A 25,923-nucleotide genomic window follows, 5' to 3' on the forward strand; every position below is an offset into this window, starting at 1 on the left:
TCACTTGACGACAAAACCATGCGCGAACGGATCGCGGTCGTCGATGAAGATGGTGTTCAATCCGGTCATCCGCGCCCAGCCGCCGATCGAGGGAATGATCGCCGGCTTGCCCGCCACGGTGACGTCCTTTTCGACCTTGCCCTTGAACAGCGAACCGATGATCGATTCATGCACGAAGCTGTCGCCGACCTTGAGCTTGCCCTTGGCATGAAGCTGCGCCATGCGCGCCGAGGTGCCGGTGCCGCACGGTGAGCGGTCGATCGCCTTGTCGCCGTAGAAGACGGCATTGCGGGCGTCCGCGCCATCCACCGTCGGCGCACCGGTCCACAGCATATGCGACAGCCGGTTGATGCCCGGGTTCTCCGGATGCACGAAGGAATATTTTTCGTTCAGCCGCTGCCGCACCACCGGGCTCCAGGCGATGAAGTCGCCGGCCGAATAATCGGCCATGTCGCGATAGTTCTTCTGTGGCTCGACGATGGCGTAGAAGTTGCCCCCATAGGCGACGTCGACGGTGATCTCGCCGAGCTCCGGGCATGTGACGGTCAAGCCCTCGGCATGAAGGAAGGACGGCACATTGGTGATGCGCACCTCCTCGACATAGTCGCCGACCTGCTTGTATTCGGCGATGACGAGGCCGGCCGGCGTATCGAGCCTGAGCACGCCCGGCGTCTTCGGCTTGATCAGCCCGTGCTCGATCGCCATCGTCACCGTGCCGATGGTGCCGTGGCCGCACATCGGCAGGCAGCCCGAGGTTTCGATGAACAGGATGGCGATGTCGCAATCGTCGCGCGTCGGCGGATAGAGGATCGAGCCGGACATCACGTCGTGGCCGCGCGGCTCGAACATCAGCCCGGTGCGGATCCAGTCATATTCGGCAAGGAAGTGCGCGCGCCGTTCCATCATCGTCGACCCCTGCAGCAGCGGGCCGCCGCCCGCGACCAGCCGCACCGGATTGCCGCAGGTGTGGCCGTCAATGCAGAAGAAGGATTTCTTGGCCATGACGCTCCTCGAAAAATCAAAACCGTTTTGGACTGAAGGGGGCCAGATCGATCGGCGGAGCCTGCCCCAGGACGAGGTCGCGGATCAATCGCCCGGTGGCCGCCGCCTGGGTCAGGCCGAGATGGCCATGGCCGAAGGCATAGACCACCGACCGGCCTCCCGGCGCGCAGCCAATGACCGGCACTGAATCCGGCAACGAGGGTCGGAACCCCATCCATTCGCGCCCACCGGTCGGATCGAGCCCCGGCAGGAATCTTTGTGCCTTCTGCAGCAGCGCCTTCGATCGCGCATAATTGGGCGGCCGCTCGATGCCGCCGAGTTCGACCGCGCCGCCGACGCGCAGGCCTGTTTCGAGCGGCGTGATGACGAAGCCATGGCCGGAGAAGATCAGCTGCCGCTTCACGTCGAAGGCAGCCTTCGGCAGCGTCGTGTTGTAGCCGCGCTCGGTCTCCAGCGGAATGCGATCGCCGAGCTGCCTCGCCAGGAGATGAGACCACGCGCCGGCGGCAATGACGAGATGCCTGGCCTGCCTTGTCGTGCCGTCGGCCAGTGTCAGTGTCGCGCCATCCGGATCCGCCGCGACGTGCTCGATCCGAGCCATTTCAAAGCGCGCGCCCTTGGTCTGCGCGTAGGCCCACACCGCCTTACCGAGCAGTTTTGGATCGGCGACCGTCTTCCATCCCGGCACGAACGTGCCTTTGACGAAGCGCGGCGACAGGCCCGGCTGCAAGGTAGTCAGCTCCTCGCCCTCGACATGGCGGAAACCGATGCCGAAACGCTCGCGTGCCGCCCAGCCGGGCAGCGAGGCGCGGAACTCGGCCTCGCTCTCGTAGAGTTCGAGCGAGCCGTCCTCGCGCAGCATCCCTCGGGTGCCGGAACGATCGAGCAGCGCCATCCATTCGGCTTCGGCGAGCTTCATCATGCCGGCTTGCGCGGTGAGACTTGCCTCGTAGCGATCGCTCCACCCGGCGCGCCAGAAGCGGACCAGCCAGGGCAGAAGCTTGGGCAGATAGGCGGGTGGGATGCTGAGCGGGCCGAGCGGGTCGGCCAGCCATTTCGGCAGCTGCCGGATCATGCCCTTGTGGGCCATCGGCAGCACCTCTGAAAAGGCAAGGGCGGCGGCGTTGCCGGAGCTCGTTTCCTCGCAGATGCCGGTGCGATCGAAGACCGTGACGTTGCGCCCCGCCTCGGCAAGACGGGCGGCGGCGCAGATGCCGATGATGCCGCCACCGATGATGGCGATGTCTTCGCCTTCTCCTCGTTCACGGGGAGAAGGTGTCCGAGGGGCGGGACGGCGGCCCGCTTCTGTTGACTTGGAATATCCCTGCACGTGGGCGCTGTCCCTCATCTGGCTGCCGCCATCTTCTCCCGCGAACCGGGGAGAAGAAAGCCTCAGAACTGCGGCAGCGTCGGCCGAACCGCCAGCGCGTCCTTGACGATCTTCTCGACTGCCTTGCGGCGCTCGCCCGACAGCGGCTGGCGCGGCATTCGCACGCGATCGTTGGTTTGAATGGCGAACACTTCGGCAAGCTTGATGTTCTGCACCAGATAGGTCGAAACGTCGAGATCGAGCAGCGGCCGGAACCAGCGGTAGATGGCGAGCGCCTCTTCGCGGCGGCCCTGCTTCATCAGCTGGTAGATGGCGACGGTCTCGCGCGGAAACGCGGTGACCAGTCCGGCGACCCAGCCGATGGCGCCGACCGACAGCGCCTCGAAGGCCAGATTGTCGACGCCGGTGAACAGGTCGTAGCGGCTGCCCAGGCGATTGATGATCTCGGTCGAGCGGCGGATGTCGTCGGAGGATTCCTTGATGGCGATGAAGCGCTTGTCCGACGCCAACTCCTCCATCTGGTCAACGGTGACGTCGACGCGGTAGGCAAGCCGGTTGGAGTAGATCATGACCGGCAGGTCGCCGGCCTCGGCCACGGCGCGCAGGGCCGCGACCGTCTCTTCCGCATTGGTGTGATAGATCGGGCTCGGCACCACCATCAGGCCATTGGCGCCTTCCTTGGCGGCGCGGCGGGCAATGCTGGCGGCCTCGCGGGTGCCGGCCTCATTGACCGTCAGCAGCACCGGCTTCTTGCCGGCGACTTTCTGCGCGGTCTTCAGCACCTCGATCTTCTCGTCCGGCGACAGCATCGGCCCTTCGCCGAGCGATCCGCAGACGATGATGCCGTCGCAGCCGGCCTCCATCTGCAGGCCAAAGCAGCGCTCCATCTCGGCATGGTCGAGGCGGTCGTCAGCAGTGAATTTGGTCGTAACGGCGGGGAAAACTCCGGTCCACATGGTCATCGCTCCATCTGATATATCAGCGGTATATCTGTTAAGAAACCGCCTGTCAATGAGGATTCTCCTATGATATATCCTGAATATATCAGGAGACCGCCTTTGATATCCATGGAATCAACTACGGCATTCGAGCCCGCGGCGGCCAAAGCCTACCGCGTGCTCGAGCACATGATCGTCACGCTCGAACTGGCGCCGGCGAGTTTTGTCACCGAGGGCGCCCTGATCGAAAGGCTGGCGCTCGGCCGCACACCGGTGCGTGAGGCGATCCAGCGGCTGGCCTGGGAAGGGCTGCTCGACGTGCGGCCGCGCGCCGGCATCGCGATCGCTCCGCTGCATCCCGGCGACTGGCTGCGCGTGCTTGACGCGCGCCGCGGCGTCGAGGTGGTGCTCGCCCGTTCGGCCGCCCGCTTCGTCACCCGCGACGCCGCCGACATGTTTCACGAAGCAGCCCTTGCCATGCAGAAGGCGGTGATCGCAGGCAACGTGCTTGCCTTCATCCAGGCCGACAAGGCGCTCGACGAAGCGCTGGCGCTGGCCGCCGACAACCCGTTCGCCGCCCGCCTGGCAGCCCCTTTGCAGACCCACAGCCGCCGCTTCTGGTTCCGCTACAAGGCCGACACCGGCCTGGCGGAATCGGCCGAGCACCACGTCGCGCTGATCCGCTCGATCCTCGACGGCGACGAGGAGGCCGCGGCCAAGGATGCCAAACGGCTGATGACGCTGCTGCGTGGCCACGCCGAGGTGGCCGCGACCCGCTGATCGGGCGGTCAGATCCCTTGCGCCGTCGCGGTCACCGCGAGGGTATTCTCCCAGCCCTCACCGGTCGCGATGATGCAGCTTTGGCCCTGCACGTCGGTTACCAGCATGGTCCATGTCCCACTTGCCGAAACATAGATCTCGACAATGGCGGCTTGTCCGACCACGCCGTAGCCGATTTGCCTTTGTTGGAAGGCCTGCGCCAGTCCCGCGACAAGATCGCCGTGGCCGCCGCAGACGAATTGCGCTTGTGCGGATAGCGTCGACAGCGCCAGCGCGGCGCCGATCGCGGCTATCCTGATCCATCGAAACAAATAATTGTGTGCCATTTGGCACCTCCTTCGCCTTCACGTTCCGGCAAAGGGAGGCACATGGGGCAGCCTCAATATGCCGGAGCGTTCCAGGCCGGGTCCGACGTCTTCATCACGTCACTCCTTCTGGTTTCCGGTCTGTCGTCTGGGAATTCTGTCACATTCCCTGGATTCGATATGGTGAGGTCCCGATCCGAAAACAAGCGCCATTTCGGCCCTGCGGCGCGCTGCCCGGCGACGATCTGTCGTCAGCCCTCCACGGGTTCGCGAAGCGCCGCCCATTTCAGCAGGGCGTCAAGAGCCGGGCATAGCGCCTGCCCCCAATCGGTCAGGCAGTATTCGACTTTCGGCGGCACCTGATGATGCACGATGCGGCGCACGATCCCGTCGCCCTCCATCTGCCTCAGCTGCTGGATCAGCATCTTCTGCGAGATCGCCGGGATCGCCCGTTCGAGATCGGAGAAGCGCAGCACCTTGCCGCCGAACAGGTGAAACAGGATCACCAGCTTCCAGCGGCCTTCGAGGATACGCAGCACATTCTCGACGCCGCTCGCCGCCGACAATGGCGTCAATACTTCGACCTTACTTTCAGGTAAGTACCTTACTTTTTCGTCGGTTCTTGTCATTTTCTCAGCATATCTCATTTTAGGACCCGGACAAGACCGCAGACCTTCGCGTCAACGGCAGGAACTGGAACCGGAGACGAACCATGACCGTAAAACTTCCGCAGCCGCTGACCGACTATTTTGCCGCCAAGAACAGGCACGACATCGACGCCATGCTCATTCCCTTCGCGTCGGATGCCACGGTCAAGGACGAAGGCGAAACCCGTCGGGGTTCGGCCGCCATCCGCGGATGGATGGAGGCAACGACAACCAAATATCGGGTGACGGTTGAGGTCGCGGACGCGACCGCCAATGGCGATGCATGGCGGATTGCCGGCCTCGTCTCAGGCAATTTCCCGGGCAGCCCGGCGACGCTCCACTACAACTTCACGCTGGCCGACGACCGGATCACGCGGCTGGAGATCGGTGCGTGACCATCCCTGGGAAATTCCCGGTCGACAATCAGGAATTTGCCGGCAAGCGCGTTCTGGTCACCGGAGGCACCAAGGGTGCCGGCGAAGCCATTGTGCGCCGGCTTACGGCGGCGGGCGCGATGGTTGTCACAACCGCCCGCTCGGCGACCGAACCATCATCGCCGAAGCTGTTCGTGCAAGCTGACATCAGCACTCTGGCCGGCGCAGAAAAAGTGGCGGCATCCACCATGGACAGGCTCGGTGGCGTCGATATCATCGTTCACAGCGTCGGCGGGTCGAAGAGCCCCGGTGGAGGATTTGCCGGACTGACCGATCAGGCCTGGCAGGACGAGCTGAGCCTCAACCTGCTCGCGGCGGTGCGGCTCGACCGCCTGCTTGTCCCGCATATGGTCGAACAGGGTGCCGGCGTGATCGTCCACATATCGTCGATCCAGCGCCGGTTGCCGCTGCACGAATCCACCATCGCCTATGCAGCGGCGAAGGCAGCCCTTGCAACCTACAGCAAGGCGTTGTCCAAGGAGCTCGGCCCCAAAGGCATTCGGGTCAACACCGTTGCGCCGGGCTGGATCCACACCACCGCATCTGAGGCGATGGTGAAGAGGCTGGCAGCCCATTCCGGTTCGGATGAGGAAACCGCACGCCAGGGCATCATGGATGCGCTTGGCGGCATCCCGATCGGTCGGCCGGCTTGGCCGCAAGAAGTTGCCGAGTTGGTGGCATTCCTTGTTTCGGACCGCGCTTCCGCCATCCATGGCGCCGAATACGTCATCGACGGCGGTACCATTCCGACCGTGTGATCCAACGCAAAAAGGGCGCGGCCAAGCCGCGCCCTTTTCCGTGAAATAGCTGTCGGATTTCAGTTCATCGTCGGGATGACGAACTCCGCACCATCCTTGATGCCCGACGGCCAGCGCGAGGTGACCGTCTTGGTCTTGGTGTAGAAGCGGAACGCGTCCGGGCCGTGCTGGTTGAGGTCGCCGAAGGACGACGCCTTCCAGCCACCGAAGGTGTAGTAGGCGATCGGCACCGGGATCGGCACGTTGACGCCGACCATGCCAACCTGGACCCGCGAGGCGAAGTCGCGCGCCGCGTCACCGTCACGGGTGAAGATGGCGACGCCATTGCCCATCTCGTGATCGTTGGCGAGCTTGATCGCGCTCTCATAGGTCGGCGCCCGCACCACCGAGAGCACCGGACCAAAGATCTCTTCCTTGTAGATGCGCATGTCTGATGTGACGTTGTCGAACAGGCAGCCGCCCATGTAGTAGCCATCCTCGTAGCCCTGCATGGAGAAGCCACGGCCGTCGACGACCAGCTTGGCGCCTTCCTTGACGCCGGTGTCGACGTAACCCTTGACCCGCTCCAGGGCCTGCGCCGTCACCAGCGGGCCGAAATCGGCCGAAGAGTCGGTCGAAGGTCCGACCTTCAGGCTTTCGACGCGCGGAACCAGCTTTTCCATGAGCCGGCTGGCGGTATCCTCGCCGACCGGGACGGCAACCGAGATCGCCATGCAGCGCTCGCCGGCCGAGCCGTAGCCGGCGCCGATCAGCGCGTCGACGGTCTGGTCCATGTCGGCGTCGGGCATGATGATCATGTGGTTCTTGGCGCCGCCGAAGCACTGCACGCGCTTGCCGGCGGCGGTGCCGCGCGAATAGATGTAGTGGGCGATCGGCGTCGAGCCGACAAAGCCGATGGCCTTGATGTCGGGATCGTCGAGGATCGCGTCGACCACGCCCTTGTCGCCATTGACGACGTTGAGGATGCCAGCCGGCAGGCCGGCCTCGATGAACAGTTCGGCAATGCGCATCGGCACGCCCGGATCGCGCTCCGACGGCTTCAGGATGAAGGCGTTGCCGCAGGCGATGGCCGGCGCGATCTTCCACAGCGGGATCATTGCCGGGAAGTTGAACGGCGTGATGCCGGCGACGACGCCGAGCGGCTGGCGCATCGAATAGACGTCAATGCCGGGGCCGGCGCCATCGGTGAATTCGCCCTTCATCATATGTGGCGCGCCGATGCAGACCTCGACCACTTCGAGGCCGCGCTGGATGTCGCCCTTGGCGTCGGCGATCGTCTTGCCGTGCTCGCGCGCCAGGATGTCGGCCAGTTGGTCATAGTCGCGGGCGACGAGTTCGAGGAATTTCATCAGCACGCGCACGCGGCGCTGCGGATTGGTTGCCGCCCATTTGGGCTGGGCTGCCTTGGCATTCTCGACGGCTGCGCGCAGTTCCGCCTGCGAAGCGAGCGCCACCGTGCCACGCACGGTGCCGTCCATCGGCTGCATGACATCCTGCTTGCGGCCGCTGGTCCCGGCGACATGCTTGCCGCCGATGAAATGACCGTAGTCGATCATGATTTCTCTCCCTGGGTTTGTGATGGTGCATTGTCCCCCTTTGGCTAGCGGATGGCAACGCGAGCCAGAACGCAACCGTTGTGCGTGAAATAGATAGCGGTTGACGGAAGAGCATCAATTCCCGCAAATGAGGCAGTCTGCCGCTTCAAGGATGACAGGTTGAGTTCACTCGCGCCCCCCTCCGTCCTGCCGGACATCTACCCCTCTAGGGGGGAGATTGGGCTGTCATCTGTGCTTTCGCCAATCGTCGAGGCCGTTAGGCGAGAGCCGCCCGTACAACTGCCGATCTCCCCCGTAGAGGGGGAGATGTCCGCCAGGACGGAGGGGGGCGCGAAGGAACACGACATTGACCTTAGCCATGCGGACCGCCCCCATGAACTGGGATGACGTCCGCATTTTCCTGGCGGTGGCGCGGGCCGGCCAGATCCTTGGCGCGGCCAAGCGGCTGGAACTCAACCACGCCACCGTCTCGCGCCGCATCGCCGCGCTCGAGGATGCACTGCGGACAAAACTGTTTCGCCGGCTGACCACCGGCAGCGAACTGACTCCGGCGGGCGAGCGCTTTCTCGATATCGCCGAGCGCATAGAGGGCGACATGATCGCCGCGCGCTCGACCGTTGCCGGCGAAGGCGACGATGTCTCCGGCACGGTGCGCATCGGCGCGCCGGACGGGTTTGGCGTCGCTTTCTTGGCCAAGCGTCTCGGCGCGCTAACCACGCTGCACCGCGAACTGACCATCCAGTTGGTGCCGGTGCCGCGCTCCTTCTCGCTGTCGCGCCGCGAGGCGGACATCGCCATCACCGTCGAGCGGCCGACCGAAGGCCGGCTGGTGGCGGGCAAGCTGGTCGACTACTCGCTCGGCCTGTTTGCCTCGCGCGCCTATGCGCAAGCGAATGGCTTGCCCAAAACAGCCGCCGAGCTCGGCCAGCACACCCTCATCGGCTATGTGCCGGACCTCATCGTCAGCCCCTCGCTCGACTATGCCGCCGAATTCAGCCCGGACTGGCGCACCAGCTTCGCCATCTCCTCGGCGCTCGGCCAGGCCGAAGCGGTGCGGTCGGGCGCCGGCATCGGCATCCTGCACACCTTCGTCGCCCGCTCGATACCGGAACTGGTGTCCGTCGACGTGGTCGCGCCCATCCGCCGTGCCTACTGGTTGGTCTACCACGAATCGGTCCGGCCGCTGCGCCGCGTCCAGATCGTCGCCAGCTTCATCACCAAGGCGGTGGAGCGGGAGAGAAGCCTGTTCGTTTAGACATGCCGCCTTTTCCTCGCCACAAAATCGATGACTGTGGCACCGGGCGTGCAATTCTGGCGATCTCACGGTGGAATTCCTGCCGCGGGGTGGAAATCTTTCGGAAAGCTGGCGCGGATAAAAATGCGAGCCGTTCTTGCCATCCTGCCGCTGCTTTGCCTTTCCGCTTGCGCCAATCCATGGACCAGGGTGCCGGAAGCCGAACTGCCCAGACCGATCCGCTACGCCATGGCGCGCCCTTCGCCTTTCGTCTTCGGCAATTACTGCGGCCCCGGCACCCGCACCGGCGATCTGTCGGCGCGCCCGGTCTCCCGTCTCGACGCGGCCTGCCAGACGCATGACGCTTGCTACATCGCCCGCCACAATCATTGCGACTGCGATGGTGCCCTCGTCGCCTCGGCGAAAGCGATACGCGACGACAAGACAGCACCCCGCAAGATGCGTGGCGAGGCGGAGCTGCTGATCGCCACTTTCGCCATCCCCGTCTGCAAGGTGTTCCCGCAAGGCTTCATGCCGCCGCGCGACCCGGCACAACTGAGCGCCCTGAAGGCCGGGGCGACCGAGTGAACGGCCGCGCATCCATCATCGTGGCCCTGTTCGGGCTGGCGCTCGTTGTCCTTGCCGGCTGTGCCGGCTCGCCTGGCCGCAATGCCTGCGACCTGCTGCAGGGCCAAGAGGCCTGCGCTCGACCCTCGCTGTCGGCCACGACACCTGGGCCGCGGGTCGCCGCCGCTCAATTTTTTGGCGACGCCGGCACAAGCGACTACGAAAAGCGGTTCCTGGCGCTGCTCGCCCACCACCTGCTCGGCGCCATGGACCGGGCCAACGGCACCGGCCCTTTCGGTCATGACCGCCATGAAATCCGCAACAGCGATTTCCAGGCGACCTACCGGACGCTGCAGCACCTGGCCGGGCCGGTTGCCGAAACGCATCTGCCGCCGGTCGGCGGCGGCAGCGGCGTTGGCCATTTCGACGGACGCTGGCGGGTGTCGCGGCAGACGCTCTACATCGATGCGGCGGCACGGCCTTCGGCGCCCAAGACATTCGATTTCTCCGGCCTGCAGGCGCGCAGCGTCGAGATCATGCTGCGCCAGGCGGGCAAGCAACCGGTCGACATCGAGGCCTCATGCGACGGCGCGTTGGCGCTCCGCAACGGCGCCGGTTCGCGAACCATCACCGCGGGCACGGCATTCCGCTTTCGCCTGTCTGGCGAGGACGACACGGTCAGCCTGTTCCCCAGCGACAGCCTGAACCGCTGCACTGCCAGGATCCGCTCCAGCCTTGTGCCGGCCGGCGCGCCGCTCACCATCCGGCGCGAAGAGACCGCCGATCCGGCGCTCGCCGCCTTCGACAGCCGCTACGAGCGTTGTCCGACGCCCGACCCGAAGGGCCTCGATCCCCTCAGCCGCGCCTTCTACGCCAGCCGCTGGCTGTCGCAGACCTGCGCCTTGCCGATCGGAGAACCGCGCCTGCTGCGCAAGTCGCGCGACGGCTTCAACGCCAAGGTCGAGGCCCTGATGGGAGCACCGCTGTCCGACAGCGCCATCGACAAGGGCGATCCGGAGCTGCCTCTCGACTTCTCAAAGGCGCCTAAGCTGAAGCTGATCTATCTGTCCTCGCTCGAGTTCAAGGCGGATTTTTCCGGCCGCATCATCGAACGCCTGATCCGCCACCATGCCGCGCTCGGCACCAAGGTGCGCATCATGGTCACCGACGTGCTGGAGCGCGACAAGGACGATGCGCTGCTGCACCGGCTGGCGGCCGAATTCCCAAATGTCGAGCTGCAGGAGTACCGCTGGCGGGCGGATCAGGGCGCGCCGATCGACGAGCAGATCTCACAATTGCACAAGACCCACCACATCAAGATGCTGGCGACGCTGGCTGATGAGCCCGGACGCTCACGCGTCATCATCGGCGGCCGCAACATCCATGACGGCTTCCTGTTCCACCAGCCGATCGATCTTTCGCGCCATCCCGACCTGGAGCAATACGGCAAGACCGATGGGTTCTCGCTGAACTACTATTCGAACTGGAGCGACTTCGACATCGAGTTCGCCGACCGGACCACGGTCGAGACGCTCGCCGCGCATCTTTCGACAGTGTGGCTGCGCGACGCCGACACCAACATCGCGCGCCCCTTCTCCATTCCGGTCCGGTCCGACGGCCACCGCCCGTCAGGCACGGCGCGGCACTTCATCTCCGTGCCCTACGCGGATGGCCATGCCTTGGAGGATTACTTTGTCGAACTGGTCGACGCCGCCCAGCACCATATCCAGATCGTCAATCCCTACCTCAACCTGACGCCGAAGCTTAGCCACGCTTTCGACCGGGCGCTCGCTCGCGGCGTCAAGATCGACATTGTCGGCCGCATCGATCTCAAGGGCGATATCGGCGGCAAGTTCCTCACCGCACTCAACAAGCTGTTCGTCGAGAAATATGGCGACCGCATCCACATTCGCGAGTTCAAGGCGCCCGATGTCGTGCTGCATTCCAAGATCATGATGATCGACGAAAGGCTAGTCGCCATCTCCTCGGTCAATCTCAACAACCGCAGCTTCTTCCACGACTCGGAGAATGGCATGATGGTGCTGGACCCGGCCTTCTACACCAGGATGAAGGCGATCTATGACGACTATCTCGCTCACTCCAACCCGGTCGCCACCAATGTGACGATCCCGTGGGCCTACCGGCTGCTGTTCGACGAAGACTGGGTCAGGCAGGCGTTCTAATCCCCTACCGCAGGTAACGCTCCTGCGCGAGGTCGCGGACGTCGATGTCCGGCACCCGGCTCGAGATGATGTCGGCCAGCACCTTGGCCGAGCCGCAGGCCATGGTCCAGCCGAGCGTGCCGTGGCCGGTGTTGAGATAGAGATTGGAAAGCTCGGTACGGCCGATCAGCGGCGGACCATCCGGCGTCATCGGCCGCAGCCCGCACCAGAACGTCGCGTCCCGCATGGCGCCGGCGCCCGGAAAGAGATCGCCGACCGAGTGTTCCAGCGTGCGGCGCCGCGATTCGTGCAGCCTGAGGTCGAAGCCGGAAATCTCGGCCGTGCCGCCGACCCGGATGCGGTTCCCGAGCCGGGTGATCGCCACCTTGTAGGTCTCGTCCATCACTGTCGACACCGGTGCCACGGCGGCATCCTGGATCGGCACGGTGATCGAATAGCCCTTGACCGGATAGACGGGGATCGGCCGCTTCACCCGGCGCATAAACGCCGCCGAGTAACTGCCCATCGCCATCACATAGGCATCGGCGGTCATCCAGCCCTTGCTGGTGCTGAGATTGGCGATGCGGTTGCGGCTGCGCAGTACGCGCCATACGGTCAGATCATATTCAAATTTCACGCCACGGGCCACGCACAGCTCGGCCAGCCTGTCGGTGAACATCTTGCAGTCGCCGGTCTCGTCGCGCGGCAGCCTGAGGCCGCCGACGAATTTTTCGCGCACGCCGGCTAGGCCCGGTTCCGCCGCGATGCAACCGTCCTGGTCGAGGATCTCGTAGGGCACGCCATACTTCTTCAGCACCTCGACATCGCCACCGGTGCCGTCGAGCTGCTTTTGTGTGCGAAACAGCTGCAGCGTGCCCTGGCTACGCTCGTCATAGGCGATGCCTGTCGCTTCGCGCAGCGCCTTCAGCGTGTCGCGGCTGTACTCGGCCAGCGGCACCATGCGCGCCTTGTTGATCGCATAACGCTCGGCCGTGCAGTTGCGCAGCATCTTGATCAGCCACGTCCACATATGCGGGTCGAAGGCCGGCCGCACGACCAGCGGGCCATGCTTCATCAGCAGCCATTTGATCGCCTTCAGCGGAATGCCGGGCCCCGCCCAGGGCGAGGCATAGCCGGGCGAGATCTCGCCGGCATTGGCAAAGCTGGTTTCCAGTGCCGGGCCTTTCTGGCGATCGACCACCGTCACCTCGTGGCCGGCCTCGGCGAGATAATACGCCGTGGTCACCCCGATGACGCCACCGCCCAGCACCATGATTTTCATCGTTCACTCCTTGCCGCGCCGCGCGTCCTTCAGGACACCCGTAGACGCGGCCGCATTTCCGATTTGCGCATGATCCTTTCCGAAAATCGATTCCGATTTTCGGGCCATGCGCTGTGGCCCGTTCACGCCGCCGAGGGACCGGGGTCGTCGTCCTCTGTCTGCCGCATTCCAGCCTCCTCGCCAAGAGGCCGCCTGTCGGCCGCAGCGCTGTAGACCAGGGTGAGCCCATGCGGTCGCCTCACCTCGGCTTGGGATTTGTCCTTGACCGCGCGCCGCGCTGCCTCAGGCTGATAAAGCACGGCCTTGATCAGGATCGACTCTCGCCTGCCGTCGGCCTGTTCGATCATGGCCGCCTGGCCTTGCGCCATGCCAAGCATGCAAAGCCCACGCCTCGTTGCGATCGACAGGCTGGAGCCGACCGGTCCGCTCACTTCGTTTCGCACCAGGGTTCGCGTCTCGGCAGGGCCTGCGCCGATGCAAAACACCACTCTGCTGTTCAGCGTCACGACATCGGGTTCGACCAAATCGATCGGAACGAGATCAGCGTTTGAAAGCTTGTGTTCAAGCATGTCCACCATCGGATCCGCGAATGCCCGCCGACGCTCCAGCATGATTTCGAGGACGGCAAAGTCCTTCGTCGTCAAGCGACAATTCGTGCTTTTCATCACCGCCTCCACGATCAGCGCCCCTGCTGGCCGGAGGCGGGCGTGTCGACGGCTTCGACGGTCACCGACAGTTCCCGGCCGCCACGGCTGCTCCAGCACACCGCCTGCCCCATGGTCGCGCCGATGAGCGCCGTTCCCATGGGCGTCAGCACCGAGATCCTGTTTTCGGTGATGTTGGCATCGCCGGGATAGACCAGCGTGATGCGCTGGGTGTTCCCGCCTTCGCCACGGATTGTCACTGTCGAACCCATTCGCACCACGTCGGCCGGCATCGCCGCCGCTTCCGTTACGACAGCCCGGTCCATTTCCGAAAGCAGCTCTTTAGCGGTCTCAGGTGTACGGTCGAGCGACGCTCTCGCCAGGCCTGTCAGTCTGTCATGGTCAGTATCGCTGACCATGAGCTGGCTCTGTGGACGCAATCCTGTTGCGTGTTGCATGGCAACCTCATGACTTGGCGCATTGAATTGATGCGCGCTTGCCGCCGTACGGACGGCAGCTTGATGAAAAGCCGGCAGCCGCGAGGGCTGTCAGACTTGATGGCGATGTTGGATGTACGGATGCCCCGGTTCGGACGGACGCCAAAAAGGCGGCCGCGCCGGGGCTACGATCCCGCGATCGGGCAGACCCTGAACAAGGTTCTGATATGGGCGAGGTTGCTCATGTACGAAACCTTGCCGACAGGCGTCCGCTTGTCAAGCGCGGCCAAACCGCTCAACCATCGACGTAGCGCCGATGAAAGCGAGGACCGAGGCTGGTCAGGATTTCGTAGCCGATGGTGCCGGCATGGCCGGCCGCGTCATCGACGCTTTGCGGGGGGCCGAGCAGCTCGACCAGATCGCCCTCGCCCAGCCGGCCGGGTGGCAAGGCGGAAATGTCGAGAATGATCGAATCCATCGACACCCGCCCAAGGAAGGGCAACCGCACGCCCTCGAACCAGGCCGCGGACGCCGCGCGGCGATGCCAGCCATCGGCATAGCCGAGCGAAATTGTCGCAGCGGTGAGAGGGGCCGTGGTGCGAAAAATGTGGCCGTAGCCGACACCAACGCCGGCCTCCAGCATGCGTGCCTGGACGACCTTGGCCTGCAGCCGCACCACCGGCAGCATCGGATTCGGCTTGGCCGGTGTTGGATTGATGCCGTAGAGCGCCGCACCGGGGCGGGCCAGATCGTAGTGAAAGCGCTGGCCAAGAAAGATGCCGGACGAATTGGTGAACGAGGCCGGTGCCTCCGGCAACATCTTGCGCAACCGCTCGAAGGCAAGTCGCTGCTGCTCATTGGCCGGATGATCCGGCTCGTCGGCGCAGGCCAGATGGCTCATCACGAAACGGATGTCGATGCCGTCAAAGGCGCGCGGGTCGGCAGCGATGCGCTCGACATCCTGGGGCGCCATGCCGAGCCGCGACATGCCGCTGTCGACCTGGATCGCCGCCGGCAGTTTTCGGCCGGCGCGGCGGGCCGCCGCACGCCAGGCCGCCAGCTGTTCCGGGCTGTTGACGACGGCGCAAAGGTTTGCCGCCACGGCGTCCGGCTCGGCACCGGGCGGAATACCGTTCAGCACGAAAATGGAAACATCCGGCCCAAGCGAGCGGCGCAGGGCGATGCCTTCGCCCAGAAGCGCGACGAAGAAGATTTCGCAGCCTTCGCGCAGCAACGCGGCGGCCACCTGGCTCGCGCCAAGCCCGTAGCCGTCGGCCTTGACCACGCCGGCGCAGCGAACGCCACCCAGTTGTTCTTTCAGCCGCCGGTAGTTTTCACGGATCGCGCCAAGGTCGATGGTGAGGATGGCGCCGGCCACCGCTTCGCTTGTGGCAGCGACGTCCTTGGGCAGCGACCTCTTGGGGGCGTCGTTCATGGCGACCCTTCTTGCGGCGGATAATGCATGTCGCCCAAAAGTGACCCCGGTTTTGGGATGACGACATGCAAAAAACAAAGACCTAAAGCGCGTCGTTTGAATCCACGCGACGCGCTTTAGACATCAATAGGACCGCCGAGCCGGCACGGCAACTGCGGTCGTTTCACGTCGAGGCTATTGCACCAGATGCCGGAACGCCGCCACCACGTCTTCATAGACATGGCGCTTGAACGGTACGACCAGGTTGGGCAAGTCCGGCATCGGCCGCCATGCCCATTTGTCGAATTCGGCGGTGTGGCCGCCTGGCGGCGGATTGATCTGGATCTCGCTGATATCGCCATGGAAGCGGAAGGCGAACCATTTCTGCGTCTGGCCGCGATACCTGCCCTTGAAAGCGATGCCGACGAGGTGGTCCGGCAGATCATAGTTGATCCAGTCCGGCGCTTCGGCAAGCAGCGAAACGCCACGCATGCCGGTCTCTTCGTAGAGCTCGCGCGCGGCCGCCTGCAACGGCTCCTCGCCCTTGTCGATGCCGCCTTGCGGCATCTGCCAGAGCTGCGTCGTGCCGGCGAATTCGCTGTCCGGTTCGGCGATGCGGTGCCCGACCCAGACCAGGCCATCGGCATTGAGGATCAGCAGCCCGACACAGGGACGATAGGGCAGCGTTTCGCGGTCGATCGTTTTTGTCTTTGCCATCAGTCAATCTTCCAAGCCGTTTTCCGATGGCTAGCCTTTTTGCGGATCGATGGCCACCGCCGAAATCGGCACGATCTCAATGCCGCGCTTTTTGGCTTCAGTCACCCAGGACGACACCGTGTCGACCGTCACGTCGAAGGCCGAGCCGATGCCGACGGCAAAGCCTTTGGCGCGCGCGGTGGCTTCCAGCCCGTCGAGTTTTTTCAGGATGGCGCCGCGATCCTGTACGGCATCGATCGCCGTGTCGCCGGAGACGAAGGGCACACCGTCCTTCAAAGCGAGGTCCGGCGCCAGGCTGCGCGCCGACGAGCCGTCATCGATGTAGGCCAGCCCGCGTTTGCCGAGCTCGGCCATGAACGGCTCCATCGCCGCCGCGTCGGTGGAGAAACGCGCGCCCATGTAGTTCATGACACCGGTGTAGTTCGTCGTCCGCGACAGCGCCCAGCGCAGGTTTTTCAAATTCTCGTCCGCGCTCGCCGCCACCGTCAGCGTGTTGCGGCCGGGGTTGATCTTCGGGTAGTCGAACGGTTCGAGCGGCACCTGCATGACGATCTCGTGGCCGCTCTGCCGCGCCGCCTGCATCCAGCGGCCGATGCTGTTGCCTTGCGGCGCGAAGGCCAGCGTCACCTCCGCCGGCAGCTTGGCGATCGCCGCCTGGGTGCCGGTCTGCGAAACCGATAGTCCGCCAATGACGATCGCCACCCGCGCACCGCGCGCGCCCGACCAGGGCCGCGCATAAACGTCGAACGGCCGCCGGCCATCGGCCGCGCGCACCGGCAGAGGCCCGGTTTCGCTGGCTTCGATCAGCGCCTTGTCAGGAATATGGGCGATCTTCAAATTCTGGCCGAGGGTCGAGGGGTCGCGGATGACGATCGCCTTGGGCGGGCCATCACCCTCTTCCGTCTGCACATGGATGATCTGCGGCCCGCCTGTCTTTGCCGGCGCCTCCGGCTTGGCTGCCGCCACCGGGGCCAATGCGGCCGGCGCAGCGGCGGGCTCGGCCGCCGCCGTCACTTTCGGCGTCGACACGGCGACCTCTTGCGGCTTGCGGAACGGCTTTTCCCTCAGCGCGATCGCACCCGAGACGCCGACCACCGCCAGCACGACCACGGTTGCCGCGATCGCACCGGGGCTCACCTTGCCGGCGGCGCGCGGCAGCCGGACGGTTTGTCCAAGCGGGCGTTCGATGTCCTTGCCTATGTCAGCCAAGCTGCATCCCCGGGCGAATGGCTCCGAAGACGAAACCCTTCGAAAAGACATGCGCGAATTCATCAATCCTGGCGCACCCCTGGCGCCACATCTCAGGGCTTCGCCTGCCCCGAATCAAACTGCCGGAACCTTTCGGTCCCGGCAGCATCGCATTGCTTCCATCAGGCGGCCAGCCTGTTGTCGGCCACAACCCTTACTGGTTGAGCACGGCCTTTTCCGGATTGGGCGGGAAAGCCGGATCGGTCTTCTGGCCGCGCAGCAGCTGCTCGGCATAGATGAGCTGCAGATCGTCCTTCGGATCCGGCGGCACATAGGCCGCCGAGCCCGAACCGGTCGAGCTCTCGTCGGCGCCCTTGATATGGCCCTTGAGGTCGGATTCGCCGCGCGTCAGGTCCCTGCCCTGCAATTCCGGCGGCAGCGGCTGGTCGACCTTGATGTCGGGCGTGATGCCCTTGCCCTGGATCGATTTGCCGGACGGCGTGTAGTAGAGCGCGGTCGTCAGCCTGAGCGCACCATTCTCGCCGAGCGGAATGATGGTCTGCACCGATCCCTTGCCGAAGGACTGCGTGCCGACCACCGTGACGCGGCGCAGGTCCTGCAGCGCGCCGGCGACGATTTCCGACGCACTGGCCGAGCCACCATTGACGAGAACGATCATCGGCTTGCCGTTGATGTCGTCGACCTGCTTGGGCTTGGCATCGAAGCGGGTGACGTCCTTCGGATCGCGGCCGCGTGTCGAGACGATCTCGCCGCGGTTGAGGAAGGCATCGGAGACGCTCACCGCCTGGTCGAGCAGGCCGCCCGGATTGAGGCGCAGATCGAGCACATAGCCCTTGAGCTTGTCGTTCGGCACCTGCTTCTTGATGGTGTCGATGGCGCTCTCGAGGTCGTCATAGGTCTTTTCGGTGAAGGAGGTGATCTTCATGTAGCCGATATCGTTCTCGACCCGGAACTTGACCGCCTTGACCTTGATGATGTCGCGCACGACCGTCAGTTCGATCGGCTTGTCGGCGCCCTGGCGCAGGATGGTGAGCTTGATCGGCGTGTTGACCAGGCCGCGCATCTTCTCGACGGCGTCGTTGAGGGTCAGGCCGCGGACCTCCTCGCCATCGATCTTGGCGATGTAGTCACCGGCCAGCACACCTGCCTTGGCGGCCGGCGTGTCGTCAATCGGCGTGATCACCTTGACCAGGTCGTTCTCCATGGTGACCTCGATGCCGAGGCCGCCGAACTCACCCTTCGTCTGCACGCGCATGTCCTGCGCCTGCTCGGCGTTCATGTAGGAGGAGTGCGGATCAAGCGATGCAAGCATGCCGTTGATGGCGTTCTCGACCAGCGACTTGTCGTCGGGCGGCGTCACATACTGTGCCCGTACCCGCTCGAAGATATCGCCGAAGATGGCCAGTTGCTTGTAGGTCTCCGACCCTGCAGCGTTCGCCGCCGAGCCGGGTGTGCCATAAACAAGGCTCATGGCGGACGCGCCCATCAGCGCACCGGCAAACAGAAGCGACAGTTTCCGCATCATTTCACGTCCTTCCAGAAAAACGGTCCGCCCACCATGGGGCCGGATCTACGGGTTTTCCATCCTTGCGGAACTCGACATAGAGTTCCGGTGTGGCATTTCCATTCTTCGAAACCGAGGTGCTCGCCACCCGGGCCTCTCCCATCGCGCCGACCGGCTCTCCTGCGAGCACTGACTGGCCAGTCGCGACGCTGATTCTGCTCATCCCCGCCAAAACGACATGATAGCCGTCGCCTGCGTTCAGGATCAAGAGTTGACCATAGGAGCGAAACGGCCCCGCATAAAGCACATTCCCATCCGCCGGCGCGGTGACGATGGCTCCCGATTGTGTCGCAACCATGTCGCCAAGCATCACCGCGCCGTTACCGTCCTCGGCACCGAATCGCCGTTTGATGCGGCCCGTGACCGGCAGCGCGATCTGTCCCTGCAGGGCCGAAAACGGTGCCGTCGCCGTAAGTTGATTGCCTTCCGGCACGGGTAGCGACGCCAGATCGGCCGGCGCCGCTGTCTTGTCGCCATCCGCCGTCTTCTGCTCGGCGGCCTTGGCCGCATCCGCCGCCTTGCGGCTCTTGTCGGCTTCGAGCGACGCGATCAATTCCTTCAGACTGCCGGCCTTGGCGGCCAGCGCCTCGGATCGCTGCTTTTCGGCCGCGATTTCCGTTTGCGTGTCGGTTTCAAGCTTCTGCTTGGCCTCCAGCAGCATGCCGAGCCGCTTTTTTTCCGCCGTCTGGTCGCCAACCGCCGCCGTCAGCCGCGCCCGCTCGGCCTCAATCGAGGCCGTGACCCGCGACTGTTCCTTGAGATCGGTCAGCAAAATATCGGTCTGCTGGCGCAGTTCCGGCACCACGGCGCCGAGCAGGATGGCGCTGCGCACCGACGACAGCGCGTCCTCCGGCTTGACCAGGATCGCCGGCGGCGGGTTGAGCCCCATGCGCTGCAGGGCGCCCAGCACCTCCGCCAGCACGTCGCGTCGTGCCATCAGCGAGGTGCGGATTTTCTGCTCCTGGCCCTTCAGCCCTTCCAGCCTGGCGCCGATATCCTCGATGTCCTGGCCGAGCTTCTGCTCGGTCATTGCCGACTGGATCAGCGCGGCAGTGATCGAGGCATGATCCTTCTTGATCGTCGCTATGTCTGCCGAAAGCTTGGCCAGGCGCTCGGACGACAGGGTGATCTCCTTCGAGACCTGTTCGTATTCGGCGCGGCTCTGGTCCGGATCGGGGGCAAGGTCGAGCGTGTTCTCGGCTCGCGCCGTGTGCAGCGACAGCACGACCACCGCCGCCGCGATGCCGCAGCGCGCGCGCCATGAGCTCTTCCTTGATTTCCAGTCTTCAGACATTGAAGCCCGACTCTATGCGTGGCTTCGTTAACGAACAATCAACCATGTTCGGAGGCCCCGTCAATTGGCGTAGTCTGGCGACGCATTGGGGCGGAAATCCGTGTGTGTCGCGCCAATTCACCGGTTTACGAACGATGATAGGGATGGCCGGACAGGATGGTCGCGGCCCGGTACAACTGCTCCCCCAGCATCACGCGCACCAGTTGGTGCGGCCAGGTCAGCAATCCGAATGACATCACCAGTTCAGCTTGATCGCGCAGCGGCTGATCGTGTCCGTCGGCACCGCCGATGGCAATGACCAGCGCCTTGCGGCCGCCATCGCGCAGCTGGCCGATGCGCCCTGCGAAGTCTTCGGACGAAAAACTCTTGCCGCGTTCGTCGAGCAGGAATAGCGCGGTGCCGGGCTGCAGCTGCCCCTGCAGCTTCTGGCCTTCCTCGCGCCGGCGCTCGTTGGCGGTCTGGGCGCGCCCCTCGACGATTTCGGCCACACCGGCAAATTCGAGCCCCACCGCCGGGCCGCTCTTGGCAAAGCGCTCGAAATAGCGGTCGGCGAGCTGCTTCTCGGGGCCGGCTTTCATCCGGCCCACGGCATGAACTGATATCTTCATCCTCGCCCCTATAAGCCGCTAATGCATGTCACCCAAAAGTGGGAACCGGTTTCGGGACGATGACATGCATCAAAACAAAGACGGCTTAGTGGAGGGTCTCTTCCTCGAGATCCGGCGCCTGCCACATCTTTTCGAGATTGTAGAAGTCGCGGACTTCGGGACGGAAGACATGGACGATGATGTCGCCCGAATCGATCAGGACCCAGTCGGCGCCTGCCAGCCCCTCGACGCGCGCCGTGCCGAGACCGGCATCCTTGAGCGCCTTGAGCAGGTGATCGGCGACAGCCGAGACATGACGGTGCGATCGGCCCGACGCGACGACCATGTAGTCGCCGAGGCTCGATTTCCCCTGAATGTCGATTGAGACGATGTTTTCGGCCTTGGAGTCTTCCAGACTGGCAAGGACTGTCTTGATGGCGCGAGACACGGCGTCGTTTACGCTGATCCCGGCCGGCGAAGGCATGATATCGGCCTTCTTCCGCAGTGCTGTTCTCAGTGTATTTCCTTTCGCAGCAAGAACAACCAAATCACCCACAAAAACAGGTGACACCTCATAGATAGGCAGAGTTCCGTTGCAGTTTCAAGACGGCGCCCTGTCGCGCACGAACGTATTGTCGGTCCCCCGGTTCCGCCGCTTGCGCGAAAGATCGGAACCATGGCCGTCCGCATGGGTTATCGGCTCACCGACCAACCGGATTTTCCCCATGCCGATCGACCCTCAAAACGCCCTTCTGACCGTCCAGGCCGGCCTCGCGCAGCTCAGCACGCTGATCGTTTCCTACGCCTTCTCGGCCATCGGTGCCGTCATCCTTTTGGTTGGCGGCTATATCGTCGCCGGACTTGCCGAACGCTCGATTTTCGCCGGCCTCGGCCATATCCACGGTTTCGACGCGACGTTGCGGCATTTCTTCTCCAAGATCGTCCGCTATGCCATCCTGATCCTCGTCACGATCATGGTGCTCGGCCAGTTTGGCGTGCAGACGGCGTCGATCATCGCCGCGATCGGCGCCATCGGTCTCGCCATTGGCCTGGCGCTGCAAGGCACGCTGCAGAATATCGCCGCCGGCATCATGCTTCTGGCGCTGCGGCCGTTCCGCATCGGCGAATCCGTCGAGGTCGGTTCGATTGTCGGCTCGATCGAGGAGATCGGCCTCTTCGCAACCAGGCTCAGGGCCGCCGACGGCGTCTACATCCTGGCGCCCAATTCGACGCTGTGGAACCAGCCGGTGCGCAATTTTTCGCGCAACGGCGTGCGCCGTGGCGACATCACGCTCTCGATCGGCTCCTGGAACGACATCGACCGCGCCCAGAAGACGCTGCTTGCCATTGCCGTCGCCGAGCGCCGGGTCAAGCGCGACCCGGCGCCGATCGCTTTCGTGGCGACCCTTGGCGAAAGTACCGTCTCGATTTCACTGCGCTTCTGGACATCGTCGGCGGATTTCTTCGCCACCCAGGCCGACCTCACCAAGCGCGCCAAGCAGGAATTCGACGCAGAAGGCATATCGATCCCACAGCCGCCACCCGAAGCGCCGGCGCCGGAAGCCCGCCGGCAATAAGCGTGGATACCGGTTTTGGAAGAAGATCATGCCCAAACAGAGAGACAGAGCCCATCCCGATCCCATCGAGATGGAACAGGCTCTAATCAATTGCCCCGGTGCCGATCCTACTCGTCCGGTGCGAAGGCCAGTTCTACGGGCAAGGGCGCCTGCGCCGTCATCGGCGCGAAACTGCCGGTTTCGGCGGCGGGAACCGCCTGCGTCGTCACCACGCGCAAGAGCACGAACAGACAGAAGGCGCAGGCGATGACGATCGCCACATAGATGAAGGCCTGCGTCCCAAAGACGGCCGACAGCGCGGTGACGATGCCTGGCACGATGAAGCCCGAAAGCGACCAGGCAAACAACAGCGAACTGGACAGCGCCACCATGTCGTCCTTGCCGGCGCGGTCGGCGGCATGCGCGCTGGCCAGCGAATAGATCGATTCCGAGGCGCCATCCCAGACGATGTAAATCACCACCAGCGCCGCCAGCGCACCGCCGTCGAAACCGAGCGCAAACATCCCTGCCGCCGCGGCGAGCGCGGCTGCAGCAATCAGCACATAGCGGCGGTCGGTGCGGTCGGAAATCCAGCCGAGCGGGATCTGCAGGATCAGCGTGCCGACCGGCATCGCCGAAAGCAGTAATGCGACGTCTGCCTGGCTGTAGCCCTTGGCCGTGGCATGGATCGGCGCGAAGCCGGCGATCGACATCGACAGGCCACCGACCGCAAGCATGCCGGCAACGCCGACCGGTGAAATCCGCCAGGCCCGGCCGAGCGCCACCGAGGCCGCTTGTGGTGCCGGCGGCTGGGCAAGCCTGGTCAACCCCACGGGCAGGATCGACAACGCAGTGAAGGCGATGCCGATCAGCGGCGCGTCCGCGGTTCTGATGTCGACGAGAGCCAGCGTCGCATAGCCGACACCGAGCCCGGCGACATAGGCCACGTAGAAGAACGCCATCACCCTGCCGCGGATGGCATTGGCAACCGCGTCGTTCAGCCAGCTCTGCGCGACGATGAACAGGCCGCATATGGCAAAGCCGTAGAGCGCGCGGGCCGCGATCCAAATCAGCGGATGCGGGCCGGCACCGACCGCGGCGTTGGCCAGCGCGATCAGCGCCGACAGCACCATGAAGGCGCGGGCATGGCCAACCCTTCGCACCAGCGGTCCGGTCAGGATACAGCCGGCGAGGCCGCCGGCCGAAAGTCCGGTGATGATCAGCCCAGCCCAGGTCGGATCGAAGCCCTCGGCGCCGAGCCGGACCGGGATATAGGCAAACATCAGCCCATTGCCGACGGCGATCAGCGCCATCGAAGCGATGACGCTGGCAATCGCGATCAGCGGCGTGGACTCATCGCCCTGCCCGGCTTCGGTACGGTTTTTCCTGGGAATCGACATGCCTGCTCAGAATTGCCCATGAAAAGGGCAAAGGGAGCGATAAAAGCGACATGGTCGGGCGAGCCGGCTCAACCCTTCGCCAGTCTGCGGATCGCGCTCGACGACAGCGACGAGCGCGGACCGTGGATGAAGGTCCAGGCCGGCGCCTTCATGCGGGCGAGCCTTGGCGCATCCCCCTCGTCGACGCGGGCATAGTCGAAGGTCTTGGCGACGACCGACGACAGGAACGACAGTGTCGCGCCCGGACGGTCGATGACGGCGATCGGGAAGGTCATGACGATCTCGCGCCAGCGCTGCCAGCGATGGAAATCGCGCAAGCTATCGGCGCCCATGATCCAGACGAAGTCGACGCCGGGATTGCGCGCCTTGACCAGCGCCAGCGTGTCGGCGGTGTAGCGGACATGATGCGCCGCCTCGAAGGCGGTGACCTTGATCTTCGGGTTCTTGGCGATCTGTTCCGACAGTTGCAGTCGCTCGGCCAGCGGCGCCAGTTCGCGCGAGCTCTTCAGCGGATTGCCAGGCGTCACCATCCACCACAGCTGGTCGAGCGCCAGGCGTCTGAGTGCAATCTCGGCGACCAGGGCGTGGCCGGCATGCGGCGGATTGAACGAACCGCCGAACAGGCCGACCGCCAGCCCCTTCTCGGCATGCGGCATTTTGAGATAGGGGGAGGAAATGTGGTCCTTGCCCTCCCCCTTGTGGGGAGGGTCGATCCGCGCTGCGGAGCGGGGTGGGGGCGTTGCAGAGTTCAGCGTTATTCCCCCACCCGGCTCGCTATGCTCGCCACCCTCCCCACACGGGGGAGGGTAAGACAAGTGTTCAAGGCCTCACCTGTCCCGACCCGCGCACGCGGTATTTGAACGAGGTCAATTGCTCGACCCCTACCGGCCCGCGCGCATGCATCTTGCCGGTGGCTATGCCGATCTCGGCGCCCATGCCGAATTCGCCGCCATCGGCGAACTGCGTCGAGGCGTTGTGCAGCAGGATCGCCGAATCGATCTCGTTGAAGAATTTTTCGATCGATCGCGCATCCTCGGCGACGATCGCCTCGGTATGATGCGAGGAGAACGTCTCGATGTGCTCGATCGCACCACCGACACCGTCGACCAGCTTCACCGCGATGATGGCATCGAGATATTCCGTCACCCAGTCGAGATCCGTGGCAGGCTTCGCGTTGGAAAATGCCTTCAGCACCTCGGCATCGGCATGGATCTCGCAGCCGGCCGCGCGAAGTGCATCGAGGATGGGCACCAGATGCGTCGAGGCAACCGCACGATCGACCAGCAGCGTCTCTGCGGCACCACAGACGCCGGTGCGCCGCATCTTGGCGTTGACGGCGATCCGCACCGCCATGTCGAGCTTGGCCGAGCGGTCGATGTAGAGATGGCAGATGCCTTCGAGATGGGCAAAAACCGGCACCCGTGCCTCGCTCTGCACCCGCCCGACAAGGCTTTTTCCGCCGCGCGGAATGATGACGTCGAGCGTGCCGCCAAGCCCCTTCAGCATCTCGCCAACGGCGGCGCGGTCGGCGGTCGGAACCAGCTGGATGGCGTCTTCCGGCAGGCCGGCGGCCTTCAATCCCTCGACCAGACAGGCATGGATCGTCGCCGAAGAATTGAGCGAATCCGAACCGCCGCGCAGGATCACCGGATTGCCGGCCTTGAGGCAGAGCGCGCCGGCATCCGCGGTGACGTTCGGCCGGCTCTCATAGATGACGCCGACGACGCCGAGCGGCGTGCGCACGCGCTCGATATGCAGGCCATTCGGCCGGTCCCATGCGGCGATGACGTCGCCGACCGGATCGCGCAATTCGGCGATTTCCTTGATGCCATCGGCCATGGCGCGGATGCGCGCCGGGTTGAGCTTCAACCGGTCCATGAACGAAGCCGAAAGCCCTGATTCCTGGCCATTCGAGACATCGATGGCGTTGGCGTCGAGAATGTCCTGTTCCCGGGCGACAATCGCCTCGGCCATGGCGACAAGTGCGGCGTTCTTGGCGGCGGTCGTGGCGATGGCCAGCGGGCGGGCAGCTGCGCGGGCGCGGCGGCCGATATCGGCCATCATCGCCACGGTGTCGTCCCCGGATTTTTCATGCAGCTTCAGCAT

26 protein-coding genes are annotated in these 25,923 nt (G+C 64.5%); 7 read left to right on the top strand and 19 right to left on the bottom strand.

Annotated features, from left to right (window positions below; genetic code table 11):
* From ACFSOZ_RS16030 to ACFSOZ_RS16040, 3 genes are read right to left on the bottom strand one after another with little or no spacing between them, the layout of a single operon-like run.
* A complete protein-coding gene (locus tag ACFSOZ_RS16030; protein WP_379099835.1) occupies positions 1-1,002 on the bottom strand; it encodes a 4-hydroxyproline epimerase in 1,002 nt (333 codons plus the stop codon).
* Between the two features lie 16 nt (positions 1,003-1,018).
* Positions 1,019-2,350 (bottom strand): NAD(P)/FAD-dependent oxidoreductase, encoded by a 1,332-nt coding sequence (locus ACFSOZ_RS16035; protein WP_379099838.1) that lies wholly within the window; start codon positions 2,348-2,350, stop codon positions 1,019-1,021.
* Positions 2,351-2,394: 44 nt separating this feature from the next.
* The gene (locus ACFSOZ_RS16040) at positions 2,395-3,288 is read right to left on the bottom strand and encodes a dihydrodipicolinate synthase family protein (RefSeq protein ID WP_379099841.1); all 894 of its coding nucleotides are present in this window, start codon (positions 3,286-3,288) and stop codon (positions 2,395-2,397) included.
* A 111-nt stretch (positions 3,289-3,399) separates the two neighbouring features.
* On the opposite strand from ACFSOZ_RS16040, the gene ACFSOZ_RS16045 reads away from it, so the two are divergent.
* The gene (locus ACFSOZ_RS16045; RefSeq protein WP_379100009.1) at positions 3,400-4,050 is read left to right on the top strand and encodes a GntR family transcriptional regulator; all 651 of its coding nucleotides are present in this window, start codon (positions 3,400-3,402) and stop codon (positions 4,048-4,050) included.
* Positions 4,051-4,058: 8 nt separating this feature from the next.
* Here ACFSOZ_RS16045 and ACFSOZ_RS16050 read toward each other — a convergent pair whose 3' ends face one another.
* Entirely contained in the window at positions 4,059-4,376 is a 318-nt protein-coding gene (locus tag ACFSOZ_RS16050) for a hypothetical protein (RefSeq protein ID WP_379099844.1), read from the bottom strand.
* 230 nt (positions 4,377-4,606) lie between these two features.
* Positions 4,607-4,984 carry a winged helix-turn-helix transcriptional regulator gene (locus ACFSOZ_RS16055; RefSeq protein WP_379099847.1) on the bottom strand — a complete coding sequence of 126 codons (378 nt, stop codon included), beginning with the start codon at positions 4,982-4,984 and terminating at the stop codon, positions 4,607-4,609.
* 83 nt (positions 4,985-5,067) lie between these two features.
* Here ACFSOZ_RS16055 and ACFSOZ_RS16060 point away from each other — a divergent pair, with 83 nt between their 5' ends.
* Entirely contained in the window at positions 5,068-5,397 is a 330-nt protein-coding gene (locus ACFSOZ_RS16060; protein ID WP_379099850.1) for a nuclear transport factor 2 family protein, read from the top strand.
* The gene (locus ACFSOZ_RS16065) at positions 5,394-6,194 is read left to right on the top strand and encodes an SDR family oxidoreductase (RefSeq protein ID WP_379099853.1); all 801 of its coding nucleotides are present in this window, start codon (positions 5,394-5,396) and stop codon (positions 6,192-6,194) included. The genes ACFSOZ_RS16060 and ACFSOZ_RS16065 overlap by 4 nt, the downstream gene beginning before the upstream one ends.
* A gap of 59 nt (positions 6,195-6,253) precedes the next feature.
* Here ACFSOZ_RS16065 and ACFSOZ_RS16070 read toward each other — a convergent pair whose 3' ends face one another.
* Positions 6,254-7,750 carry a CoA-acylating methylmalonate-semialdehyde dehydrogenase gene (locus ACFSOZ_RS16070; RefSeq protein ID WP_379099855.1) on the bottom strand — a complete coding sequence of 499 codons (1,497 nt, stop codon included), beginning with the start codon at positions 7,748-7,750 and terminating at the stop codon, positions 6,254-6,256.
* Between the two features lie 373 nt (positions 7,751-8,123).
* Here ACFSOZ_RS16070 and ACFSOZ_RS16075 point away from each other — a divergent pair, with 373 nt between their 5' ends.
* The 3 genes from ACFSOZ_RS16075 (at position 8,124) to ACFSOZ_RS16085 (ending at position 11,734) form a co-directional block, all read left to right on the top strand.
* Positions 8,124-9,005 (top strand): LysR family transcriptional regulator, encoded by an 882-nt coding sequence (locus ACFSOZ_RS16075; RefSeq protein WP_379099858.1) that lies wholly within the window; start codon positions 8,124-8,126, stop codon positions 9,003-9,005.
* A gap of 123 nt (positions 9,006-9,128) precedes the next feature.
* Entirely contained in the window at positions 9,129-9,572 is a 444-nt protein-coding gene (locus ACFSOZ_RS16080) for a hypothetical protein (RefSeq protein ID WP_379099860.1), read from the top strand.
* Positions 9,569-11,734: a phospholipase D-like domain-containing protein gene (locus ACFSOZ_RS16085; protein WP_379099863.1), complete on the top strand. Its 2,166-nt coding sequence runs from the start codon at positions 9,569-9,571 to the stop codon at positions 11,732-11,734. The genes ACFSOZ_RS16080 and ACFSOZ_RS16085 overlap by 4 nt, the downstream gene beginning before the upstream one ends.
* Before the next feature lie 4 nt (positions 11,735-11,738).
* Here ACFSOZ_RS16085 and ACFSOZ_RS16090 read toward each other — a convergent pair whose 3' ends face one another.
* The 10 genes from ACFSOZ_RS16090 to rsfS all read right to left on the bottom strand — a co-directional run bounded on the left by ACFSOZ_RS16090 (position 11,739) and on the right by rsfS (position 21,345).
* A complete protein-coding gene (locus ACFSOZ_RS16090) occupies positions 11,739-12,995 on the bottom strand; it encodes a D-amino acid dehydrogenase (RefSeq protein WP_379099866.1) in 1,257 nt (418 codons plus the stop codon).
* Positions 12,996-13,117: 122 nt separating this feature from the next.
* Positions 13,118-13,639, bottom strand: coding sequence for a GreA/GreB family elongation factor (locus ACFSOZ_RS16095; protein ID WP_379099869.1), 522 nt, complete (start codon positions 13,637-13,639; stop codon positions 13,118-13,120).
* A gap of 35 nt (positions 13,640-13,674) precedes the next feature.
* Positions 13,675-14,097, bottom strand: coding sequence for a nucleoside diphosphate kinase regulator (gene rnk / locus ACFSOZ_RS16100; RefSeq protein WP_379099872.1), 423 nt, complete (start codon positions 14,095-14,097; stop codon positions 13,675-13,677).
* A 274-nt stretch (positions 14,098-14,371) separates the two neighbouring features.
* On the bottom strand, positions 14,372-15,511 hold the full coding sequence (gene alr, locus ACFSOZ_RS16105; RefSeq protein WP_379099875.1) for an alanine racemase: 1,140 nt from the start codon (positions 15,509-15,511) through the stop codon (positions 14,372-14,374).
* Positions 15,512-15,685: 174 nt separating this feature from the next.
* The gene (locus ACFSOZ_RS16110) at positions 15,686-16,207 is read right to left on the bottom strand and encodes an RNA pyrophosphohydrolase (RefSeq protein WP_379099878.1); all 522 of its coding nucleotides are present in this window, start codon (positions 16,205-16,207) and stop codon (positions 15,686-15,688) included.
* Between the two features lie 30 nt (positions 16,208-16,237).
* Entirely contained in the window at positions 16,238-17,416 is a 1,179-nt protein-coding gene (locus tag ACFSOZ_RS16115) for a divergent polysaccharide deacetylase family protein (RefSeq protein WP_379099881.1), read from the bottom strand.
* 193 nt (positions 17,417-17,609) lie between these two features.
* Positions 17,610-18,941: a S41 family peptidase gene (locus tag ACFSOZ_RS16120; RefSeq protein ID WP_379099884.1), complete on the bottom strand. Its 1,332-nt coding sequence runs from the start codon at positions 18,939-18,941 to the stop codon at positions 17,610-17,612.
* Position 18,942: 1 nt separating this feature from the next.
* The gene (locus ACFSOZ_RS16125) at positions 18,943-20,274 is read right to left on the bottom strand and encodes a murein hydrolase activator EnvC family protein (protein WP_379099887.1); all 1,332 of its coding nucleotides are present in this window, start codon (positions 20,272-20,274) and stop codon (positions 18,943-18,945) included.
* 125 nt (positions 20,275-20,399) lie between these two features.
* Positions 20,400-20,882 carry a 23S rRNA (pseudouridine(1915)-N(3))-methyltransferase RlmH gene (gene rlmH, locus ACFSOZ_RS16130; RefSeq protein WP_379099890.1) on the bottom strand — a complete coding sequence of 161 codons (483 nt, stop codon included), beginning with the start codon at positions 20,880-20,882 and terminating at the stop codon, positions 20,400-20,402.
* An 85-nt stretch (positions 20,883-20,967) separates the two neighbouring features.
* Positions 20,968-21,345: a ribosome silencing factor gene (rsfS, locus tag ACFSOZ_RS16135; protein ID WP_023678068.1), complete on the bottom strand. Its 378-nt coding sequence runs from the start codon at positions 21,343-21,345 to the stop codon at positions 20,968-20,970.
* Between the two features lie 241 nt (positions 21,346-21,586).
* Between rsfS and ACFSOZ_RS16140 the strand changes: the two genes are divergently transcribed.
* Positions 21,587-22,438, top strand: coding sequence for a mechanosensitive ion channel family protein (locus ACFSOZ_RS16140; RefSeq protein WP_379099893.1), 852 nt, complete (start codon positions 21,587-21,589; stop codon positions 22,436-22,438).
* A gap of 107 nt (positions 22,439-22,545) precedes the next feature.
* Here ACFSOZ_RS16140 and ACFSOZ_RS16145 read toward each other — a convergent pair whose 3' ends face one another.
* The 3 genes from ACFSOZ_RS16145 to ACFSOZ_RS16155 all read right to left on the bottom strand — a co-directional run bounded on the left by ACFSOZ_RS16145 (position 22,546) and on the right by ACFSOZ_RS16155 (position 25,923).
* Positions 22,546-23,817, bottom strand: coding sequence for an MFS transporter (locus ACFSOZ_RS16145; protein WP_379099896.1), 1,272 nt, complete (start codon positions 23,815-23,817; stop codon positions 22,546-22,548).
* Between the two features lie 68 nt (positions 23,818-23,885).
* Positions 23,886-24,473 (bottom strand): nicotinate-nucleotide adenylyltransferase, encoded by a 588-nt coding sequence (locus tag ACFSOZ_RS16150; protein WP_379099899.1) that lies wholly within the window; start codon positions 24,471-24,473, stop codon positions 23,886-23,888.
* Positions 24,474-24,636: 163 nt separating this feature from the next.
* On the bottom strand, positions 24,637-25,923 hold the full coding sequence (locus tag ACFSOZ_RS16155; RefSeq protein ID WP_379099902.1) for a glutamate-5-semialdehyde dehydrogenase: 1,287 nt from the start codon (positions 25,921-25,923) through the stop codon (positions 24,637-24,639).

This window comes from Mesorhizobium newzealandense, assembly GCF_042682145.1.
In the GTDB taxonomy this organism is placed as follows: Bacteria; Pseudomonadota; Alphaproteobacteria; order Rhizobiales; family Rhizobiaceae; genus Mesorhizobium; species Mesorhizobium newzealandense.

Excerpts from the sequence above, each read along its gene's own strand:
- ACFSOZ_RS16090 (WP_379099866.1), bottom strand. The coding sequence starts at position 12,995 with ATGAAAATCATGGTGCTGGGCGGTGGCGTCATCGGGGTGACCACGGCG.
- ACFSOZ_RS16050 (WP_379099844.1), bottom strand. The coding sequence starts at position 4,376 with ATGGCACACAATTATTTGTTTCGATGGATCAGGATAGCCGCGATCGGC.
- ACFSOZ_RS16030 (WP_379099835.1), bottom strand. The coding sequence starts at position 1,002 with ATGGCCAAGAAATCCTTCTTCTGCATTGACGGCCACACCTGCGGCAAT.
- ACFSOZ_RS16145 (WP_379099896.1), bottom strand. The coding sequence starts at position 23,817 with ATGTCGATTCCCAGGAAAAACCGTACCGAAGCCGGGCAGGGCGATGAG.
- ACFSOZ_RS16070 (WP_379099855.1), bottom strand. The coding sequence starts at position 7,750 with ATGATCGACTACGGTCATTTCATCGGCGGCAAGCATGTCGCCGGGACC.
- ACFSOZ_RS16080 (WP_379099860.1), top strand. The coding sequence starts at position 9,129 with ATGCGAGCCGTTCTTGCCATCCTGCCGCTGCTTTGCCTTTCCGCTTGC.
- ACFSOZ_RS16075 (WP_379099858.1), top strand. The coding sequence starts at position 8,124 with ATGAACTGGGATGACGTCCGCATTTTCCTGGCGGTGGCGCGGGCCGGC.
- ACFSOZ_RS16110 (WP_379099878.1), bottom strand. The coding sequence starts at position 16,207 with ATGGCAAAGACAAAAACGATCGACCGCGAAACGCTGCCCTATCGTCCC.
- ACFSOZ_RS16040 (WP_379099841.1), bottom strand. The coding sequence starts at position 3,288 with ATGTGGACCGGAGTTTTCCCCGCCGTTACGACCAAATTCACTGCTGAC.
- rlmH (WP_379099890.1), bottom strand. The coding sequence starts at position 20,882 with ATGAAGATATCAGTTCATGCCGTGGGCCGGATGAAAGCCGGCCCCGAG.
- ACFSOZ_RS16120 (WP_379099884.1), bottom strand. The coding sequence starts at position 18,941 with ATGATGCGGAAACTGTCGCTTCTGTTTGCCGGTGCGCTGATGGGCGCG.
- ACFSOZ_RS16140 (WP_379099893.1), top strand. The coding sequence starts at position 21,587 with ATGCCGATCGACCCTCAAAACGCCCTTCTGACCGTCCAGGCCGGCCTC.
- ACFSOZ_RS16155 (WP_379099902.1), bottom strand. The coding sequence starts at position 25,923 with ATGCTGAAGCTGCATGAAAAATCCGGGGACGACACCGTGGCGATGATG.
- ACFSOZ_RS16035 (WP_379099838.1), bottom strand. The coding sequence starts at position 2,350 with ATGAGGGACAGCGCCCACGTGCAGGGATATTCCAAGTCAACAGAAGCG.
- ACFSOZ_RS16045 (WP_379100009.1), top strand. The coding sequence starts at position 3,400 with ATGGAATCAACTACGGCATTCGAGCCCGCGGCGGCCAAAGCCTACCGC.
- ACFSOZ_RS16060 (WP_379099850.1), top strand. The coding sequence starts at position 5,068 with ATGACCGTAAAACTTCCGCAGCCGCTGACCGACTATTTTGCCGCCAAG.
- rnk (WP_379099872.1), bottom strand. The coding sequence starts at position 14,097 with ATGCAACACGCAACAGGATTGCGTCCACAGAGCCAGCTCATGGTCAGC.
- ACFSOZ_RS16150 (WP_379099899.1), bottom strand. The coding sequence starts at position 24,473 with ATGCCGCATGCCGAGAAGGGGCTGGCGGTCGGCCTGTTCGGCGGTTCG.
- ACFSOZ_RS16055 (WP_379099847.1), bottom strand. The coding sequence starts at position 4,984 with ATGACAAGAACCGACGAAAAAGTAAGGTACTTACCTGAAAGTAAGGTC.
- ACFSOZ_RS16125 (WP_379099887.1), bottom strand. The coding sequence starts at position 20,274 with ATGTCTGAAGACTGGAAATCAAGGAAGAGCTCATGGCGCGCGCGCTGC.
- alr (WP_379099875.1), bottom strand. The coding sequence starts at position 15,511 with ATGAACGACGCCCCCAAGAGGTCGCTGCCCAAGGACGTCGCTGCCACA.
- rsfS (WP_023678068.1), bottom strand. The coding sequence starts at position 21,345 with ATGCCTTCGCCGGCCGGGATCAGCGTAAACGACGCCGTGTCTCGCGCC.